The sequence below is a fragment of the Mediterraneibacter sp. ICN-202921 genome, from assembly GCF_037890075.1.
Taxonomy (GTDB): domain Bacteria; phylum Bacillota; class Clostridia; order Lachnospirales; family Lachnospiraceae; genus Mediterraneibacter; species Mediterraneibacter massiliensis.
This window is the reverse complement of record NZ_JBBKBE010000001.1, coordinates 369,770-388,863: the sequence shown is the minus strand read 5'-3', so window position 1 is coordinate 388,863 and position 19,094 is coordinate 369,770. Positions and strand designations below refer to the sequence as shown.

The 19,094-nt window shown below is 40.0% G+C and carries 20 protein-coding genes, 2 tRNA genes and 1 other annotated feature; of the genes, 21 read left to right on the top strand and 1 reads right to left on the bottom strand.

Going from position 1 to position 19,094, the window contains the following annotated elements; translation table 11 throughout:
- Window positions 1-41: 41 nt before the first annotated feature.
- The 5 genes from WKT01_RS01890 to WKT01_RS01870 all read left to right on the top strand — a co-directional run bounded on the left by WKT01_RS01890 (window position 42) and on the right by WKT01_RS01870 (window position 3,281).
- A complete protein-coding gene (locus WKT01_RS01890; RefSeq protein ID WP_340311349.1) occupies window positions 42-959 on the top strand; it encodes a DUF1385 domain-containing protein in 918 nt (305 codons plus the stop codon).
- On the top strand, window positions 956-1,858 hold the full coding sequence (gene prmC, locus WKT01_RS01885) for a peptide chain release factor N(5)-glutamine methyltransferase (protein ID WP_340311348.1): 903 nt from the start codon (window positions 956-958) through the stop codon (window positions 1,856-1,858). Before WKT01_RS01890 ends, prmC begins: the two co-directional genes overlap by 4 nt.
- A 33-nt stretch (window positions 1,859-1,891) precedes the next feature.
- Complete coding sequence (gene prfA / locus WKT01_RS01880; protein ID WP_117975747.1) at window positions 1,892-2,965, top strand: peptide chain release factor 1; 1,074 nt, start codon at window positions 1,892-1,894, stop codon at window positions 2,963-2,965.
- Window positions 2,966-3,118: 153 nt separating this feature from the next.
- Window positions 3,119-3,191: transfer RNA gene (locus WKT01_RS01875), tRNA-Val, on the top strand.
- A gap of 16 nt (window positions 3,192-3,207) precedes the next feature.
- A tRNA-Met gene (locus WKT01_RS01870) sits at window positions 3,208-3,281 on the top strand.
- 193 nt (window positions 3,282-3,474) lie between these two features.
- On the opposite strand, the gene WKT01_RS01865 is transcribed toward WKT01_RS01870, so the two are convergent.
- Complete coding sequence (locus WKT01_RS01865; RefSeq protein ID WP_340311347.1) at window positions 3,475-4,479, bottom strand: LacI family DNA-binding transcriptional regulator; 1,005 nt, start codon at window positions 4,477-4,479, stop codon at window positions 3,475-3,477.
- Between the two features lie 190 nt (window positions 4,480-4,669).
- Here WKT01_RS01865 and WKT01_RS01860 point away from each other — a divergent pair, with 190 nt between their 5' ends.
- From WKT01_RS01860 to WKT01_RS01785, 16 genes are all read left to right on the top strand, one after another.
- Window positions 4,670-5,602, top strand: a complete 933-nt coding sequence (locus WKT01_RS01860) for a sugar phosphate isomerase/epimerase family protein (RefSeq protein WP_340311346.1) — start codon at window positions 4,670-4,672, stop codon at window positions 5,600-5,602.
- 1 nt (window position 5,603) lies between these two features.
- Window positions 5,604-6,779, top strand: coding sequence for a Gfo/Idh/MocA family protein (locus WKT01_RS01855; RefSeq protein ID WP_340311345.1), 1,176 nt, complete (start codon window positions 5,604-5,606; stop codon window positions 6,777-6,779).
- A complete protein-coding gene (locus tag WKT01_RS01850; RefSeq protein WP_340311344.1) occupies window positions 6,776-8,026 on the top strand; it encodes an ABC transporter substrate-binding protein in 1,251 nt (416 codons plus the stop codon). The genes WKT01_RS01855 and WKT01_RS01850 overlap by 4 nt, the downstream gene beginning before the upstream one ends.
- A 131-nt stretch (window positions 8,027-8,157) precedes the next feature.
- Entirely contained in the window at window positions 8,158-9,036 is an 879-nt protein-coding gene (locus WKT01_RS01845) for a carbohydrate ABC transporter permease (protein WP_340311343.1), read from the top strand.
- Between the two features lie 12 nt (window positions 9,037-9,048).
- Window positions 9,049-9,885: a carbohydrate ABC transporter permease gene (locus WKT01_RS01840; RefSeq protein WP_340311342.1), complete on the top strand. Its 837-nt coding sequence runs from the start codon at window positions 9,049-9,051 to the stop codon at window positions 9,883-9,885.
- A gap of 52 nt (window positions 9,886-9,937) precedes the next feature.
- Window positions 9,938-11,314 carry a hypothetical protein gene (locus WKT01_RS01835; protein WP_340311341.1) on the top strand — a complete coding sequence of 459 codons (1,377 nt, stop codon included), beginning with the start codon at window positions 9,938-9,940 and terminating at the stop codon, window positions 11,312-11,314.
- Between the two features lie 266 nt (window positions 11,315-11,580).
- Window positions 11,581-11,997, top strand: coding sequence for a hypothetical protein (locus WKT01_RS01830; protein ID WP_270394814.1), 417 nt, complete (start codon window positions 11,581-11,583; stop codon window positions 11,995-11,997).
- A 3-nt stretch (window positions 11,998-12,000) separates the two neighbouring features.
- Window positions 12,001-12,552 carry a 2-C-methyl-D-erythritol 2,4-cyclodiphosphate synthase gene (ispF, locus tag WKT01_RS01825; RefSeq protein WP_059069935.1) on the top strand — a complete coding sequence of 184 codons (552 nt, stop codon included), beginning with the start codon at window positions 12,001-12,003 and terminating at the stop codon, window positions 12,550-12,552.
- A 10-nt stretch (window positions 12,553-12,562) separates the two neighbouring features.
- The gene (locus tag WKT01_RS01820) at window positions 12,563-13,693 is read left to right on the top strand and encodes a GNAT family N-acetyltransferase (RefSeq protein ID WP_340311340.1); all 1,131 of its coding nucleotides are present in this window, start codon (window positions 12,563-12,565) and stop codon (window positions 13,691-13,693) included.
- A gap of 127 nt (window positions 13,694-13,820) precedes the next feature.
- Window positions 13,821-14,045: a binding site (T-box leader), on the top strand.
- Window positions 14,046-14,150: 105 nt separating this feature from the next.
- Window positions 14,151-14,879 carry a serine O-acetyltransferase EpsC gene (epsC, locus tag WKT01_RS01815; protein ID WP_059069931.1) on the top strand — a complete coding sequence of 243 codons (729 nt, stop codon included), beginning with the start codon at window positions 14,151-14,153 and terminating at the stop codon, window positions 14,877-14,879.
- Between the two features lies 1 nt (window position 14,880).
- A complete protein-coding gene (gene cysS, locus WKT01_RS01810) occupies window positions 14,881-16,287 on the top strand; it encodes a cysteine--tRNA ligase (protein WP_340311339.1) in 1,407 nt (468 codons plus the stop codon).
- Window positions 16,272-16,724: a Mini-ribonuclease 3 gene (locus WKT01_RS01805; protein WP_059069926.1), complete on the top strand. Its 453-nt coding sequence runs from the start codon at window positions 16,272-16,274 to the stop codon at window positions 16,722-16,724. Before cysS ends, WKT01_RS01805 begins: the two co-directional genes overlap by 16 nt.
- Window position 16,725: 1 nt before the next feature.
- Window positions 16,726-17,478 (top strand): 23S rRNA (guanosine(2251)-2'-O)-methyltransferase RlmB, encoded by a 753-nt coding sequence (gene rlmB, locus WKT01_RS01800; protein ID WP_059069924.1) that lies wholly within the window; start codon window positions 16,726-16,728, stop codon window positions 17,476-17,478.
- Window positions 17,479-17,499: 21 nt separating this feature from the next.
- The gene (locus WKT01_RS01795) at window positions 17,500-18,123 is read left to right on the top strand and encodes a sigma-70 family RNA polymerase sigma factor (protein ID WP_059070512.1); all 624 of its coding nucleotides are present in this window, start codon (window positions 17,500-17,502) and stop codon (window positions 18,121-18,123) included.
- Window positions 18,120-18,566 carry a D-aminoacyl-tRNA deacylase gene (gene dtd, locus WKT01_RS01790; protein WP_059069921.1) on the top strand — a complete coding sequence of 149 codons (447 nt, stop codon included), beginning with the start codon at window positions 18,120-18,122 and terminating at the stop codon, window positions 18,564-18,566. Before WKT01_RS01795 ends, dtd begins: the two co-directional genes overlap by 4 nt.
- A gap of 106 nt (window positions 18,567-18,672) precedes the next feature.
- Window positions 18,673-19,083 carry a cytidine deaminase gene (locus tag WKT01_RS01785; RefSeq protein ID WP_445299683.1) on the top strand — a complete coding sequence of 137 codons (411 nt, stop codon included), beginning with the start codon at window positions 18,673-18,675 and terminating at the stop codon, window positions 19,081-19,083.
- Window positions 19,084-19,094 lie beyond the last annotated feature (11 nt).

Below are 19,094 nucleotides of genomic sequence, written 5' to 3'. Positions count from 1 at the left end.
GGCGCTTTGATAGGGTATGCCTGATATGGATAGGAGGAAATATGAAATCATCAAATATAGGCGGCCAGGCAGTGCTGGAAGGAATCATGATGAGAAACGGCGGGAAATATGCTGTGGCAGTGAGAAAACCTGATAAAGAAATCGCGGTGGATGTGAAAGATTACAAAAGTTGTATTCCCTGGAAGACCCCACTTAAGATTCCGTTTATAAGAGGAATTTTTAATTTTATAGATTCCCTTGTTATTGGTATGCGGACGCTTACCTATTCTGCTGAATTTTTTGAAGAGGAAGAAGAAACCCGTCAGATGACGGAGGAGGAAGCAAAAAAACAAGAAAAGAAAGAAAAGGTTTTGATGAATCTAACGATAGCTCTTTCTGTAATTCTTGCGTTGGCGATCTTCATGGTCCTGCCCTATTTCTTAAGCAATTTTTTGAAGAAATTTACAGAGTCGCGTATGGTCATGGTAATTTTTGAGGGAATCATCAGAGTCCTGATCTTTCTTGGATACATCCTTTTAGTGTCCCGTATGGAAGATATACAGCGGACATTTATGTACCACGGTGCAGAACATAAGTGTATAAATTGCATTGAGAGTGGTCTTACATTGAATGTGGAGAATGTAAGAAAAAGTTCCAAGCAGCATAAGCGGTGTGGGACTAGTTTTTTGTTTTTTGTTATGCTCGTGAGTATTCTGTTTTGCTTTTTTATTACAGCAGAATCCCAGGTCGTGAGGATGCTTTTAAGAATCGCGCTGTTTCCTTTGATAGCAGGAGTTTCTTATGAAATCATCAAATTAGCAGGGAACAGTAACAATGTATTTGTGGAACTTTTGAGCAAGCCGGGGATGTGGATACAGAATCTTACGACAAAGGAACCGGATGACAGCATGATCGAGGTGGCGATCTGTGCGGTGGAGGCTGTGTTCGATTGGGAAGCCTGGCAGAAGGAGAATTTATGAAATCGGGAGAAGAAAGCCTGCAAGACGCGTACAGCTGGGGCAGAGGAGAGTTAGAAAGTGCGAAGATCCAAGAGTATGAACTGGATGCATGGTATCTTTTGGAATATGTGACAGGGATTGACAAGGCCCGATATTATGTAGAACCGGCACAAAAGATAAGCGAAGAACAAAAGCAGACATACCGTTCTTTGATAAACAGAAGAAAAAAAAGAGTGCCCTTACAGCATTTGACAGGGGAACAGGCATTTATGGGACTGAAATTCAAAGTGAATGAGCAAGTTTTGATCCCCCGGCAGGATACAGAAATTGCAGTCGAGACGGCTCTGGAACTTCTGAAAAATGGAAAAGTTCCATCTGATGAGGAAGAAATCAAGATTCTGGATATGTGCACAGGCTCTGGATGCATATTGTTAAGTGTTTTATATTGGGCAAAAGAGCATGCAAGAAAAGATAAGAAGGGAAGGAAAATAGCGGGGATAGGGGCAGATATTTCCGAGAGAGCGCTCGAGGTGGCCAGAGAAAATGCAGAGAATCTGAATATCCTCGCAGAGTTTATTTTCGGAGATCTTTTTGAAAATATAACAGGAAAGTTTGAGATGATCATTTCGAACCCGCCTTATATCCGTACTTCGGAGATTGAAAATCTGGAGCCGGAAGTAAAAGAGCACGATCCGATCGAGGCGTTAGACGGAAAAACAGACGGTCTTTATTTTTATAGAGAGATTGTCCGTATATCCGGAGATTTTCTTGAAAAAGAGGGTGTTCTGCTCTTTGAGATCGGCTGCGATCAGGGAAAAGAAGTTGCTATGCTCCTGCAAGAGAATGGTTTTATGGATGTGACGATAAAAAAGGATCTGGCAGGACTTGACCGTGTAGTGTACGGCGTGTATGATAGGTAAAGTGAGTAATGATAGTAGAAAGGACAAAAAAAGATGTTTGACAAATTAGAGGATTTGGTAATCCGCTATGAGGAGATCATGGGAGAACTGCAGGAACCTGGAGTCGCAGATGATCCGGAACGTTTCCGCAGACTGATGAAAGAACAAAGCGATCTGGCTCCGATCGTAGAGGCGTATAGAGAATACAAACAATGTAAGCAGAATATAGAAGACAGCCTGTTCATGCTGGAGGAAGAAGCAGATGAGGAACTGCGGGAACTTGCGAAAGAAGAATTGAATGAATCTAAGGCGAGAGTAGAGGAATTAGAAAAAGAATTAAAGATCCTTCTGCTCCCTAAAGATCCGAATGATGAGAAAAATGTTATCGTAGAGATTCGTGCAGGTGCAGGCGGTGATGAGGCGGCTCTTTTCGCAGCGGAAATCTATCGTATGTATGTACATTATGCAGAGGACCGCAGATGGAGAACAGAATTGATCTCTTTGAACGAAAATGGAATCGGTGGGTTCAAAGAATGTGTATTTATGATCACAGGACAAGGAGCGTATTCACGACTAAAATATGAAAGCGGGGTACATCGTGTGCAGCGTGTGCCGGAGACAGAAAGCGGCGGGAGAATCCATACTTCTACAGTAACGGTGGCGATCATGCCGGAAGCAGAGGAAGTAGATGTCGTTATTGACGAGAAAGATATCCGGATCGATGTTATGAGGGCTTCCGGAAACGGAGGGCAGTGTGTCAATACGACAGATTCTGCAGTGCGTCTGACGCATTATCCTACTGGGATCGTAATCTATAGTCAGACAGAGAAGTCGCAGCTTCAAAATAAAGAGAAAGCATTCAGACTGCTGCGCTCCAAACTGTATGATCTGGAAATGGAAAAGCAGCAGGCATCCGAGGCAGAGGCACGCCGCAGCCAGATTGGGACAGGCGATCGTTCTGAAAAGATCCGTACTTATAATTTTCCGCAGGGACGCGTCACGGATCACAGGATCAAACTGACACTGCACAAGTTGGATACGATTTTAAACGGTGATCTGGACGAGATCATAGATAGTCTGATCGCGGCAGACCAAGCGGCTAAACTGGCAAATATGAATGAAGAGTAAGTTTTATCTTGGTGAAAAAGTGAATTGATAAAATTGTTTGAAAAATTTTAAAAATTTATTTAAAAAAGTGTTGACATCTGGGGGAATTTGATAGTATAATAGCAAAGCAGGTTGCGGGTGGAAAAAGCATCCAAGCCTACGATACAAGGATATGGGGTCTTAGCTCAGCTGGGAGAGCATCTGCCTTACAAGCAGAGGGTCATAGGTTCGAGCCCTATAGGCCCCATATATTAATTAAATATGGCGGAATAGCTCAGTTGGCTAGAGCACACGGTTCATACCCGTGGTGTCGCTGGTTCAAATCCAGTTTCCGCTACTAGAGGAAAAACTGCTGTGGCAAATCAGACACAGCAGTTTTTTTGGTGGTATTTGTGGTATGTATGCCTTTTGGGTTAAAGGATAGTTAAAGTTTAGTTGCAGTATGCTTTTTCTATTCGCGCAAAAGGAAAGATGTTTAATTAAAATAATAGATGAGAATAGGAGGCAGTGTTTAACTGCCTCCTATTCAATTATGTAGAATCTCTTACGATTAGTTCTGTATTTAGCAGTATATGTTGAGTAGGAGAAGAAGGATTTTCAATCAAATTTAACAATAATTCACAGGATTGATGTCCCATTTGCATTTTAGGCTGACTGATTGTGGTTAACGAAGGAACGACCATTTTAGCTAAATCGATATTATCGAAGCCTATTACGGCGATATCTTCAGGTACTCGTAAATTGCAATTTTGGATAGCTTTTATTGCGGCAGCTCCATAAACATCAGAAACACAGTAGAAAGCGTCAGGATGTTCTTGTTCCTTTAACAAAGCGGATATAACAGAAACAGCTATGTCAAAATCTATATTGGAAATATGCATAATCCAATCATTGTTAGGAACTAGACCGGCTTTTGATAATGCTTCTAAAAACCCCTTTTCTCGATATTTGGCATAGGCGTTGGTGAGCATACTGTTTACTAATGCTATTTTGTTTCTGCCGACAGAAAGAAGATAATTGATTGCAATTTGTGACGAATATATATCATCGATAGATACAAAAGAAATTTCTGGTACATTGCAATGTTCTGAACACATCACAATGGGATATTTTAAGCGTAGTCGCCCAAGTTTTTCTTTATCGAAAATATTATGGACTAAAAGTAGACCTGAAAAATTGTTCTGTTCCATGATGTTTTCATATTCATTAAGTGCATTTTTGTAATCAGATGCTTCATAGTAAAAGGTTCGAAAACCTCTGGAAGTAGCAGCTTTTTGAATTCCATCAATTACATCGGCGTAGAAAGGATTTCTGAAATCCGGAAGACATACAAGAATAGAATTTGTATTGCTATCAATTTCCGTTATATGAAAATCCTTTGGTGTGAGACCGAAATCAGAAATAGCCTGTATTACTTTGCGGGTGGTTTCGGGTTTTACATATCCAGTTTTATTGATGATACGTGACACGGTTGCTGTGGATACGTGTGCTTGCTTTGCAATTTCTGAAATAGTTACATTTTTTGAAATAGCCATATGAATTTCCTTTCTAATGTAAAAAGTATGTAAAATTTACATAAAAATTAGTAATAATGCTAAAAAAAGAAGGGGTAAATTGCTTGTATTAATGAAAATTATATATACTATTGAAAAGAATGTCAATCGATAATATAATAAAAATGTAAAAAATACATAGAAAGTAAAAAATGAAGAAAGGAGAGCTTGTATGAAGCAAGGATTTGTTACTGCTGTCATGGCCCAATATTCATTTGAAGAAGTTGTAGATTTTGCTTCTGAAAATGGATTTACATGTATAGAGGTGGCTTGCTGGCCGAGAGAAAAGGCAGAAAGGCGTTATGCTGGGGTTACTCACATAGATGTGGATGAATTGGATGACAAAAAGGTAAGATATATTTTAGATTATTGTATGATAAAAAAAATAGAAATATCGGCTTTAGCATACTACCCTAATTTGTTAGAACCAGATTTGGAAAAAAGAACACAATATATCGCACATTTAAAAAAAGTAATGATAGCTTCCAAGAAACTTAATGTGAATATGGTTACTACCTTTATAGGAAGGGTGCCAACTTTAAGCGTATCAGAAAATTTAGAAATAGTGGAAGAAGTGTGGCAGCCACTTTTAGAGTTTGCAGAAGAAATAGGAGTTCGAATAGCGATTGAGAATTGTCCTATGTTATTTACCGAGGATGAATGGCCGGGGGGGAAAAATATTGCTACATCACCTTTTATATGGAGAGAATTGTTTGAAAAATTGCCAAGTCCTAATTTAGGCCTAAATTATGATCCTTCTCATTTTGTGTGGCAGGAAATGGATTATATTAAACCAATTTACGAATTTAAAGATAAAATATTCCATGTACATTATAAAGATATCAAATTAGATAGGAATGCCAGAAGTGAAATGGGAATTTTAGCAGCACCATTATCTTATATGACTCCGAGGATTCCGGGGCATGGAGATGTGAATTGGGGGCAATATATAGCAGCTTTGTTGGAAATAGGCTATTCTGGCCCTGCTTGTATAGAGATTGAAGATAAAGCTTTCGAAAGTGGTAAGGAGGATATAGAAAATGCATTGAAAATCAGTAGACAGTACTTAAAGCAATTTATTAATTATCCGGAGAAAGGAAAATAAGATGCAGAAATTTAGAGTAGCTGTGATTGGATTAGGTTTTATAGGAAGACAGCATATAGAGGCATTGCGAAGAGTACCGAGTGTGGATATTGTTGCTGTGTCAGATACAAATAAAAACTTAGAAAAATGGTGTAAAGATAGCGGAATACAAAACTTCTATACAGACTACATGGAGATGTTACAAATGGAAAGGCTTGATGTCATCCATAATTGTACACCTAATTTTATGCACTATGATATAAATAAAAGGATTTTAAATGCCAATTGTCATGTGTATAGTGAGAAGCCGCTGACCTTACATTCAGAAGAAGGAAGGGAATTAGTCGAGCTTGCAAGAAAAAGGCAAAAAAGAACAGCTGTAAATTTTAATTATAGAAATAATCTAATGATTCAGGAAATTCATAGTAGATATGAGAAGCAGAAGTTAGGGGAATTGAGTCATTTACAAGCTGAATATTTACAAGATTGGCTACTATATGATACGGACTTTGATTGGAGAATACAAACTGAAAAAGGAGGTGAATCTAGAGCGGTTGCAGATATAGGCTCGCATTGCTTTGATACAATACAATATGTGACAGGAAAGAAAATTATATCTGTTTATGCTAAATTTCATAAACAATATGCTTTCAGAAAATATTCTGGAAAGTCGGACACATTTTCCGGTAACAATGAACAAGGCATGAGTTTTCAAAAGGAAAATGAAATAAGTGTAGAAAATGAGGATGCAGCATTTATATTATTCAGATTAGAAGATGGAGTGCTGGGAAGCGTGACGGTTACTCAGGTGTGTGCGGGAAAAAAGAATGGGCTAAAAATTCTGATAAGCGGAACGAAAGAGTCTTGTGAATGGAATCAAGAAAAGCCAGATGAATTGTGGATAGGTCATAGAAATAGAGGAAATGAAGTTCTTTATGCAAGCGCAGAGCACTTATCTGATGAGATAGGGTTATTTGCCGATTTGCCAAGTGGACATCCTATTGGATGGAAGGATGCACTTGCAAGTGGAATTAAAAATTTTTATCAGAGTTTGTTACAAAAAGATAAGCCAATGTATAGTCCGGATTTTGAAGATGGTTACTATATATCGAAAATAGTAGAAGCGTGTATAGAGAGCAATAAAACGAATCAATGGACCGATATATGTACAAGTAATAGAATGGAGGAAAAATTATGAGAAAAAGAATTATAAGTACCTTTTTATGTGTATCTATGGTGGCGGGAATAATAAGCGGTTGCGGAGCTCCGAAAGAAGGGAGTGCAGATAAAGCAGGAGAAAATGGAGAAGATAATAAGATTACGATGTTTTTAGATGATGCGGCTACACAAGGGAATTTCCAGGAGTATCTAGATGCTGCGGAAGAGGCAACAGGGCTAGAGATTGAGGTTGTTGCTATGCCTACAAATACTGCAGACAGAACTGCAAAATTTATGACAATTCTTTCGTCTGAAGACGATACGATTGATATTATTTCAGCGGATCAGGAAATGATTTTGTCAGTAGTAAACACGGATTATCTTGAACCGCTGGATGATGTGTTGACAGAGGAGGTAAAAAGCGCATTTCCAGAATCTTTTATCGAGATGAGTGACGGAAAAGGTGTGCCAATGTTTATGGAAATTTTTTGCTTTTGGTTAAATAGCAAATATGTGGAAGAGGCCGGCATGGAGTTTGTGCAGACTAAAGACGAATTTGTTCAATATTTGAAAACTGTGTCCAAGGATGGTGTTTATGGCTATGGAGGAGGATGGGAACAAACATATGTATGGAATGATATTGGGGAGTTTATTAATCTGTTTGGAGGGGACCTGTATGATTGGTCTAATGCACAGACGCAAGAAGCAGTCAGATTTTTGAAAGAAATGGTAGATAATGAATGGACGCCGAAGGCACAGATAGCAGATCAGTATACAGAATTAAACCAGAAAATTATGGATGGAACAGTGGCTTCAATGCTCAATTATTCTAGTTTTATGCCGACATATGAATCGGCAGGAAGATATGGAACAGATGATATCTATATTGCACCAATGTTGAATCTTGGAGAAGAAACAACCTATGCCAATGGATGGCAATATGTGTTAAATGCAGCGTCGCCACATAAAGAAGCAGCAAAGAAATTTTTACAATGGGCAGCAAGTCTGGAAGGACAAAAGGTTTACGCAGAAACATTTTCTAGAATCCCAGCAAGAACAGATGTTATCGAAGATCCTGAATTTTCAGTGCCTGGCATTAATGAACTGAAACCATACTTAGAAGAAACAAATCTGGTGGTACGTCCACTCCCTGCAAATTCATCGGAATATATTAATGAAGTGGGAGCGCAATTCCAGAAATATGTTAGTGATGAAATTACATTTGAAGAATATATTGAGGCAATGGATAAATGCATGAAAACTTATTTCCCAGATGAAACTAAGTAGATAAGTGATTTTGGACAGTATTACGGCAGACAGGATGCTGGAATACTAAGAAGGTACACTGAGAGCTAGATGATAAAAACATAGTGTAGAGTGTGCCTTCTGACCTTAAAAGAATAGAGAGGTAGAGATAGGTGATAACACGAAATAAAAAATTGTGGCTTCCTTGGATTATGATTTTGCCCGTAATATTGATTCGAGGTCTTACTACGTTATATCCAGTGTTCATGACGTTTATTAACAGCTTTAGGGATATGGATGTGATTAGAGGTGGTCAGGGAGGATTTATAGGACTGCAAAATTATGTTCGCATGTTGTCGGATGATAAAATAGCGACATCTTTGGAGTTTACTATTATTTTTACAGTGGTTTCTATGACTTTTCATATTATTCTTGGTATTGGGCTAGCACTTGTACTAAATATGAAGTTTAAGGGAAAAAAATTTTTGAGAACGATAGTGTTGATTCCTTGGGCAATGCCAATGATTGTTGCTGGACGGGCTGCCAGATGGGGCTTTAATGGACAGTATGGGTTCGTGAATGATTTAATAGGGAGAGTTATAGAAAACTTCCAATTTGATTGGCTGGTAAATGTAGATACTGCCAGAATAGCTGTTATTTTAGTTGATTTATGGAAAGATATACCGTATTTTGCTATTTTAGTTTTGGCTGCACTGCAGTATATACCTGGAGATATTTATGAAGCGGCCAAAATTGATGGAGCAAATGGTATAAAAGCATTTTTTAGTATTACTCTTCCCAATATTATGAAGACGGTCATGTCTATATCTATTTTCTTTACAATGTGGAGAGTAACAAATTTTGAATTGGTATATGCTATGACATCCGGCGGTCCCTATGACGGAACTTCTGTTTTATCGTACAGGATTTTGATAGAGGCATTTAATAATTTGAATTTGGGATATGCATCTGCAATAGCGGTAGTTTTATTTATTATAATGTTGATTTTAAGTGGCTTAAATGTCGCCGCTATGAAAAAATTTTCCGATTAGTAGGTGAATGATATGAGTATAACAAGAAAAAGAATATTTAAAATATTTCAATGGATTATCACTATTGCAATAGCACTTATTATTTTAGTTCCCATTTATTGGATTTTTATATCTTCCGTTAAGCCGAACGAGGAGTTGTTTGTAGTACCAATTGAGTGGCTTCCTCACCAGTTTACATTAAAGAGTTATACTACACTGATAAATCAAGTGGGAATTATTCCTCAAATAATCAGTACACTGATTATTACGATTCCGACATTGTTAATATCTACATTTATCTGTGTGCTTGCTGCATATGCTTTTGAAAGATTTGCAACAAGAAAATTGACAATCGCATATGGGATAATTGTTTTTTCTGCATTGGTTCCTGCTATTGTTACGGCCAGACCACTTTATGATTTTTTTAAGAAATTATCTTTAGTAGACACATATCCGGGTTTAATTTTACTATATATTAGTGCTTTGATTCCCTTTTCGGTGTTGATAATTAGAAATTATTTAAGCGGAATACCAGTCGAAATTGAAGAAGCGGCGGAAATAGATGGAGCAGGGTTTTTTCAAAAAATATTTTATGTGATTATTCCATTACTTAAACCTGCCATTGCGACAATTTGTATTATTAATTTTATTAATTGTTTAAATGAGTTTTTTATACCACTATTTTTTTCACAAAAGATAAAAGTGCTCACAATAGGAATATCCACTTTGCCGCGAGCAAATGCATATGATGTTCCGTGGGATCTGTTAAGTGCTATGGGATGCGTCATTTTGATTCCTATTATTGTGTTTGTTATGATTTTTGAGGAAAAGATCATGGATGGAATTATGGCAGGCGGCGTAAAATCATAATTTAGAAAAATGTGACATTAAAAGATGTATATTTTCAGGAGGTAAAATAGAAGTGTATCCATTGGAGATGAAACTCATAAGAACAGAAGAAGATATAAAACAAACCAGACAAGATATAAAAGAGGCACAAAAAAACCCATTAGTTCCAGGCGCTAGAATTCTCCGAGGAACAGATGCAGTTCCAGTGTATGTCAATGAAACTGCCTGCAGACAGTGGTTTTATCCTCTGTCTGAAGTAAATGATCTGGGAATGTTTAGTTATATAGAAAAAAAGGCAGAGACGGATATAGAAAGACCGTGGGCAATTCAGTATCATCCAGATATTAACCTGTATTTTTATATTTTAGAGGGATCAGGTCAGGTTGTTTTTGGAGATGGAGGCAAGTCTTTTGAGACGGAAGTATATGATTTCCAAGAATTGGAGGTGGTCATTATTCCAAGAGAAGTTCCGTATCGTATGGAAGGAGAGTGGAAGGCAATTTGCTTTCATGCACGGACAGGGGTTTACGGGGGGATAGCAGGAACACCTAGATATCCTCATCCAGTTGTAACAGTAGATGTTCCGCAAAGACCGACAGAGATAGAAAAGGAAAATTTAAAAGAAATCGGAAATCTGACATGTTATGATCAAATAAGAATGCATGCAATAGACTTTGGTGAGGCGGCAGGTAAAAGGAAAACTTATGTAGAGTTAGGTAAAATGCGCAAAGACTTAGAACAGCGATTAAAAGTGTATGACATAAATGAACTATATGGAGAGGCTACTCCGATAGATGAACAAACAAAAGTAAAAAAGAATATAAATGAGGCAAAGAAAAATGCGTCTGTCTTGGGTGCTCGTGTGTTAAAAAGAGAAGATGCACCGCCTGTGTATAATGCAAATGCAGGTTTGAAGCAATCCAGTTATCCGTTAACATGGACAGACGATATAGCGATTTGTAATTTAGCTGAAAAGTTAGCATCTTCAGATAAAGAACGCCCATTTGATTCTCATTCTCATCCGGATATTGAGGAATATAAATTTATACTGTCTGGTTCAGGAAGCGTAACGATCGGTGTAGGAGATGATACATGTGAAGAAGAATATTATGAGTTTAAAGCTGGTGATTTGGTGATTTTGCCTAGAGGACTCGCTCATTTAGATGCAGGTGGATATTCAGCATTATATTTTCATACAAAGCAAAGCGTATTTGGAAAAACTCCAGGGGATAGCATGTATCCCCATATTGCATATGTATATACACGTCCTCCCAGACCTACAAAAGAGGAAGAGGCTGCACTGAATGATCCGGGAACATATATAAAAATGAATTCTAGAGAAACATATAATGTCTATTGTCCGAATCCAATCGAACGTATCGAAAAAAATCCTACAGATATGACACATTTAAGACCTGACTTATTTCCAGGGGATGAAAAAATTGAGTAGAGAGTGGAAATAATTTCTTGAATAATAGTTAGAAAAATGACACTTCAAAATGAGGTGTCATTTTTGCAGTATACTTTGCCGCAGACGTATATGTTTTGAGGAATTGAGGCGAGCTGTGCGTAAGATAACGTATATTGCTCAATTAAAAGAAGTTTCTGCTACTTGATACAAACAGATATGAGCATGCTGTACTAGTATTTATGCCCAGAGTATGGTAAAATCTAAAGCTAAGAGATAAAAATCTTTGACTACGGAGGATAAAAGAGATGAGAAACAATCGGGCAGGAAATATATTTCGAATCATTGCGGGGGCATACCTGGCATATCTGGGTGTGCAGCTTGTGTCGGAGACGATCCAGAATAAGCCGACCAATGAACTTTTTAATATCGTGATGGGCGTGCTGTTTATTGCTGTAGGAGTATGGTTTGCTATAGGTGCGCTAAGAGAGATACTAAAAGAACAAAAGGCAGAAAGGGAAAGCGAGCAGCAGCCGGAGGTTTATGAGACTGCAGAAACAAAGGAAAAAACTTTGAGAGATCACTTGGTACAGACAGAGGAAAAAGAAGAGGAAAAGAAAAAAGAGACAGAAGCGAAAGAAGAAAAGGACGAGAAAGAAATAAAAGAGAAAGTCAGAGAACCGGAGCAGTCGGAAGACTTAGAAGCAGATTACGAGGAGAAATAGAATATGAGAGTTGGAATGGGATATGATGTCCATAAATTGACGGAAGGCAGAAAATTGATCTTGGGCGGCGTGGAAATTCCATATGAGAAAGGGCTGTTGGGACATTCTGACGCAGACGTGCTTGTCCATGCGGTGATGGACGCTTTATTGGGAGCAGCGGCATTGGGAGATATCGGGAAACATTTTCCGGATACGGATGCACACTACAAAGGGATCTCCAGTATGATACTTTTGCGGTATGTGGGGGAAATGTTGGATGAGAAGGGGTATCTGATAGAGAATATTGATGCGACGATCATTGCTCAGAAGCCTAAAATGCGTCCTTTTATCGAGCAGATGCGGAAAAATATGTCGGATGCGCTAAAAATAGAAACAGAGCAGATCAATGTGAAAGCAACAACGGAAGAAGGCCTTGGCTTTACCGGAAGTGGAGAAGGAATTTCTGCTCAGGCTGTATGCGCGCTGGAAAAGTATAGGAACTATGCGAGTTATGATGTGACAGAAATAGAAAAGTGTGCAGGGTGCAGTGGCTGTATGCGGGAAAAATCTGTTTAGGAGTCTGGAGATGGATATAGTTTTAAGAAAGCTGGAACAAAAAGAACATAAACGGACGAGAGGACTGTGGGAAAAGGTTTTTGCAGAAGATACGAAAGCATTTTTGGACTATTATTATTTTATAAAAGCCAGAGAAAATGAAATCTATGTGATAGAAGAGAAAGAATATATCCGCTCCATGATACACTTGAATCCATATACTGTGCAGGTTGAGGACAGAGAATTCTTGTGCCATTATATTGTTGCGGTGTCTACGGAGAAGGCATATAGAGGCAAAGGGTATATGAGAAAGCTTCTGTACAGAACGATGGAAGATATGTATCGGAGAAAAGAGCCATTTACATTTTTGATGCCGGCGGCGGAGGCAATTTATACCCCGTATGATTTTCGCTTTATCTATAAGCAGAATATTGGAGAGACAAACGGGACAGAGGGAAATCTTCAGGCGGAAGTCACGGAGGCATCTATAGCAGATGCAAAAGACATGGCAGCGTTTTTTGCAGCGTATTTTAAGGCGGAACATCAGGTATGCGCCGTGCGGGATGCGGCGTATTATCAGACAATGATCCTAGAACAGCAAAGTGAAAATGGCGGTGTCTGCCTTATGAAGGATGCCGGAAGGATCTGCGGGATGTTTGCCTATGCAAGAGAGGAAAAACTGGAGATCAGAGAACCGCTTTACCTGCCGGGCTGGGAAATGGAATTTTTAAAAGCGGTCGCACAGCTTCGCAAAGATGGAGAACCAAAGGCAGTCCTTTATGCATGCGCGGAAACGTTGGCTGTAAGGCAGAAGCCTGTCATTATGGCACGTATCCTTCATCTGGAAAGTCTGCTTGGCGTATTGAAAGTGAAAAAAAACGAGCGTGTGTCGTGTTCTTTTGCCGTGATCGACCCAATCCTTGTAAAAAACAGCCGCGTGTGGAAAATACACAGCCGGGAAGGAGAGGATATGCTGACAGTCACGGAGACAGAGGATTCAGAAGGCGTACTGCCGATTGCCTCTCTTACTTCCTTTTTGTTCGGATACCGTACGCTGGAAGAAATAAAGCAAGAAGAGGGAGTGATACTCAGTGCACATCTGGAGGAGGAACTTGGAAAATTGTGTATACTGCGCAGGATATATTTAAATGAGATCGTATAGGAAACCAGAGAGATGAATACAGAAAAGTACAGGCAGATCCTGCGGTAGGTATGGGTGCGGCAAAGAGGAAAATCAGGTTGACAAATTGTCGGATTTTGCATAATATATATCTATATTCGAAAAATCGGAAAAGGCTGAGAACGAAAGAGTAGCATACCTGAAGCTGTCAGAGAGAGATTGTCGCCGGCTGAAAGCAGTCTTAAGGGGAGGGCGTGCGAAGTGCATTCGGGAGCTGATTCTGCGAAGGGGTTTCCTGGTAGCAGGGTACGTAACAGACATACGTTACATGTCAGAAAGTGAAAGAAGAGATTCTTTTAATAGAGTGGAACCGCGGAAAGACTTCGTCTCTAGATGAGACGGGGTCTTTTTATATCGCAGGAAGTTTTTTGAAACATTCTGCGATATAGATGCGCTGGATAGATGTATACATAAAATAGAAATATAAGGAGGATTTCAGGTGGGAATTATATCTTATATCAGGGAAGAAATTCAGGTCATAAGAGAACGTGACCCTGCGATCAAATCAAATATGGAGGTATTGCTGTATCCGAGTTTTAAAGTGATCCTCAGATACCGTGTGGCACATAAATTATATCTGAAAAAGCATTATTTTTTGGCGAGATGGATCTCGCAGCGGGCAGCAAGAAAAACCGGGATCGAGATACACCCCGGAGCGACGATTGGGAAAGGACTGTTTATCGATCATGGGAGCGGCGTCATCATTGGTGAGACGACGATCATAGGCGATAATGTGACACTCTATCAGGGAGTGACGCTTGGAGGAACCGGAAAAGAACAGGGAAAACGGCATCCTACGCTTGAGGATAATGTGATGGTCAGCGCCGGAGCCAAGATCTTAGGGTCTTTTACTATTGGAGAGAATTCGAAGATTGGGGCTGGATCGGTCGTATTGGAAGAAGTGCCGCCGAACTGTACTGTTGTGGGAGTACCGGGACGCGTTGTGCGGATGGGGAATAAGAAAGTCCCGCGAAGCGATATGGATCAGATCCATCTGCCGGATCCAGTTTTAAACGATATTCATTCGCTGCAGGCAGATAACGAAAAAATGCACAGCCAGCTTATCGAAATGCTGAAAAAGATGAAATGTATGGAAGAGGATGGCTATGAGTGCGGACAGGAAAAAACGACAAAGATAAAAATAGAAGAAAAAAGAGAGGAGATATAAGATGAAGCTGTATAATACGATGTCAAAACAAAAAGAAGAATTTGTTCCCTTGGAGGAGGGAAAGGTAAAGATGTATGTATGCGGACCGACAGTCTACAATTTTATCCATATCGGGAATGCAAGACCGATGATCGTCTTTGATACAGTACGCAGATATTTTGAATATAAAGGATATGATGTGAATTTTGTGTCAAATTTTACAGATGTAGATGACAAGATCATTAAAAAGGCAATAGAAGAAGGTGTAACGGCAGAAGAAATCTCGAAGCGTTATATTGCGGAGTGTAAAAAAGACATGGATGGGATGAATATTAAACCGGCGACGAAAAATCCACTGGCAACAGAAGAAATCGGCGGGATGATCGATATGATCCAGACGCTCATTGAGAAGGGATATGCATATGAGAAGAATGGAACAGTTTATTATCGGACACGCAAGTTTAAGGAGTATGGGAAATTGTCACATAAAAATCTGGATGATCTTCAGTCGGGCGGACGTTCTCTTCTCGTGACCGGAGAAGATGAGAAGGAAGATTCTCTTGATTTTGTGCTGTGGAAACCGAAAAAAGAAGGAGAACCTGCCTGGAAATCACCATGGGGAGAAGGACGTCCGGGATGGCATATCGAGTGTTCTGAGATGTCAAAGAAATACTTAGGGGAACAGATCGATATACATGCAGGTGGTGAGGATCTTGTATTTCCACACCATGAAAATGAGATCGCGCAGAGTGAGGCGGCAAATGGAAAAGAATTTGCGAAATATTGGCTGCACAATGCTTTTTTGAATCTCGATAACCGTAAAATGTCTAAATCTCTCGGAAATTTCTTTACCGTAAGAGAGATCAGTGAACAATATGATCTGCAGATCCTGCGGTTTTTTATGCTGAGCGCGCATTACAGAAGTCCTTTGAACTTCAGCGCGGATCTGATGGAAGCCGCTAAAAGCGGTCTGGACAGAATCGTGACGGCAGCGGAGAATTTGCGTTTTTTAAAGAAAAATGCAAAAGTAGAAAGTATGTCTGCGGCAGAAGAAGAAGCATTTTCTGAAAGCGGACAGTATGCAGAAAGCTTTGAGAAGGCGATGGATGATGATTTTAATACGGCGGATGCGATCGCATCGGTATTCGAATTGGTGAAATACGCGAATACGACTGCGAATGTGGAGAGTTCAACCGAATATTTGGAAGCCCTTCTTGGCAGACTGACAGCTCTCACAGACGTGCTTGGAATCGTGATTGAGAAGAAGGAAGAAGTACTGGACACAGAGATAGAGGCTTTGATCGCGGAGAGACAGGCTGCAAGAAAAGAGCGAAACTTTGCACGTGCAGATGAAATCAGAGATACACTGCTTGCAAAAGGAATTATTTTAGAAGATACAAGAGAAGGAGTAAAATGGAAAAGAGCGTAGAAAAAGGCCTGGATTACTATATAGAGAAGATGTTTAATATAGAAGAGATGGAGGCAGAAACCTACTCTCCTCTTGTACTTGCTTATATTGGCGATTGTATATACGATCTGATCATCAAGAGTTGGATCGTGAGCGCAGGAAACAGGCAGGTGCATAAAATGCACGAAGATACGAGCGCATACGTGCAGGCGTCCACGCAGTCTCTAATGATGCGTAAAATGCAGGAACACTTGACGCAGGAGGAACATACGGTGTATCGTCGGGGGAGAAATGCAAAATCCGTATCTCCCGCGAAAAATCAGTCTATTACAGATTATAGAAGGGCGACGGGATTTGAGGCGCTTTTGGGGTATCTGTATTTAAAAAAAGAATACCAACGACTGACAGAACTCGTAAAAATAGGTCTGGACAGCTTGGCGGAAAGGGGAGAAGACTAAAGTGGAAGAAAGGAAAAAAGAGCATACACTTTTACTGGAAGGACGCAATGCAGTATTAGAGGCATTTCGTTCCGGGAAACCAATCGACAAGGTGTTTATTTTGGACGGATGCCAGGACGGACCAGTGAGGACGATCGTGCGGGAAGCTAAAAAGCGAGATACTATCCTTCAGTTTGTCAGCAAAGAGCGACTTGCACAGTTATCGGAGACAGGACAGCATCAGGGAGTGGTTGCCTATGCGGCAGCATATGAATACGCGCAAATAGAGGACATGTTTGCATTAGCGCAAGAGCGGGAAGAAGATCCGTTTCTTATTCTTTTGGATAATATAGAAGACCCTCATAATCTAGGCGCGATCATCCGTACCGCAAATCTGGCTGGAGCACATGGCGTTATCATACCGAAAAGAAGGGCGGTAGGTCTTACCGCTACAGTGGCAAAAACATCCGCGGGAGCCTTGAATTATACACCAGTGGCAAAGGTGACAAACCTTGTAAAGACAATGGAGGAGTTGAAAAAGAGAGGACTCTGGTTTGTGTGTGCGGATATGGACGGCGAATCCATGTATCGTCTGAATCTAAAAGGACCGATCGGACTGGTTATTGGAAATGAAGGGGACGGGGTAGGACGTCTTGTGAAGGAAACCTGTGATTTTACAGCAAGCATTCCAATGAAAGGGGAGATTGATTCTCTGAATGCTTCTGTTGCGGCAGGGGTGCTCGCCTATGAGATAGTCAGACAGAGAATGTCCTGATTGGGAACAGAGGAAAAAAGAATGGGAAAATATGAAAAAATCTCAGATGAGCAGCTGATCAAAAAACTGCGCGCAGGAGAAGATGACATCATGGATTTTATCATGATGAAATATAAATCTATGGTGAGAAAAAAAGCACGAGCAATGTATCTGCTGGGGGGAGAGAATGAGGATCTGATCCAGGAAGGCATGATCGGGCTGATCAAAGCAGTAAGAGATTTTGACGAATCTCAGGGCGCTTCATTTTTTAGTTTTGCCGAATTATGCGTTTCACGGCAGATGTATACAGCAATAGAGGCATCAAAGAGGAAAAAGCATCTGCCTTTAAATTCCTATGTTTCCTTGTACGAAGAGAGTGAAACAGAAGGGGAAGGAAAAAAACTTGCTCTAATAGATACAATCGAACCGGAAAAGGAGAATAATCCAGAGGCATTGTATTTTGGGAAAGAGTATACAGAGGCATTGATCGAGAATTTGAAAGAGAATTTAAGCACATTGGAAAATCATGTTTTATATCTGCATTTGATGGGAACAGATTATCGGACGATCGCAGAATTGTTAGATAAAAGTCCGAAAGCGATAGACAATGCGCTTCAAAGGATCAAAAATAAAGCGGAAAAAATGTTTGGAGGGAAAATACGGTGAGATTTGTTATACAGAGGGTGACGGAGGCGTCTGTTTCAGTGGAAAATAAGAAGATTGGCGAGATCAAGCAAGGCTTTCTTACCTTGATTGGCGTATCAGAAGAAGATACACTAGAGACAGCAGATAAGCTTGTAAAAAAACTGATCGGACTTCGGATCTTTGAAGATGAAAACGGCAAGACGAATTTATCTTTAAAGGATGTAGGAGGCAGTCTTTTGCTAGTCTCTCAGTTTACACTGTATGCAAATTGCAAAAAGGGAAACAGACCAAGCTTTATAGAGGCAGGAAACCCTGAGAAAGCAGAGCGGATTTATGAATATATCATTGACAAATGCAAAAGAGAGATTTCCTGCGTACAGACAGGGCAGTTTGGGGCAGAGATGAAAGTCAGTCTGGTCAATGACGGTCCGTTTACGATTTTGCTGGATTCAGAGAAACTGTAATAGACTGGGTAGCAGTACAAAGGGAAACAAGGACAGAGATGGGAAAATAGAGTATATAGCAGGCTTCAGATTTTTGAGTAAAAAGAAGGGTTTGGAGGCGGAATGTATGTTAGAAGAACAGACAGTGAAGAAGCTGATCAAATGTGCGTTAGAGCAGAGAAAATTTTCTTATGCACCGTATTCCAACTTTTGCGTAGGTGCGGCGCTGCTTGCAGAAAATGGGATAGTATATACAGGATGTAATATTGAAAATGGGGCATATAGTCCGAGTAACTGCGCAGAGAGAACTGCATTTTTTAAAGCTGTCAGTGAAGGGGTAAAAGAATTTCGGGCGATCTGCATCGTAGGGGCGCCAAAAGACGAAACTCCCAATGAGTTTTGCCCTCCCTGTGGAGTCTGCAGACAGGTCATGCTGGAATTTTGCGGCCCGGATTTTCTGATCGTTCTGGCAGCGGATCAAGAGAAATATCAGATATTTACACTAGAAGAACTGGTGCCAATGGGATTTCATTTATAAAAGCAAAGGGG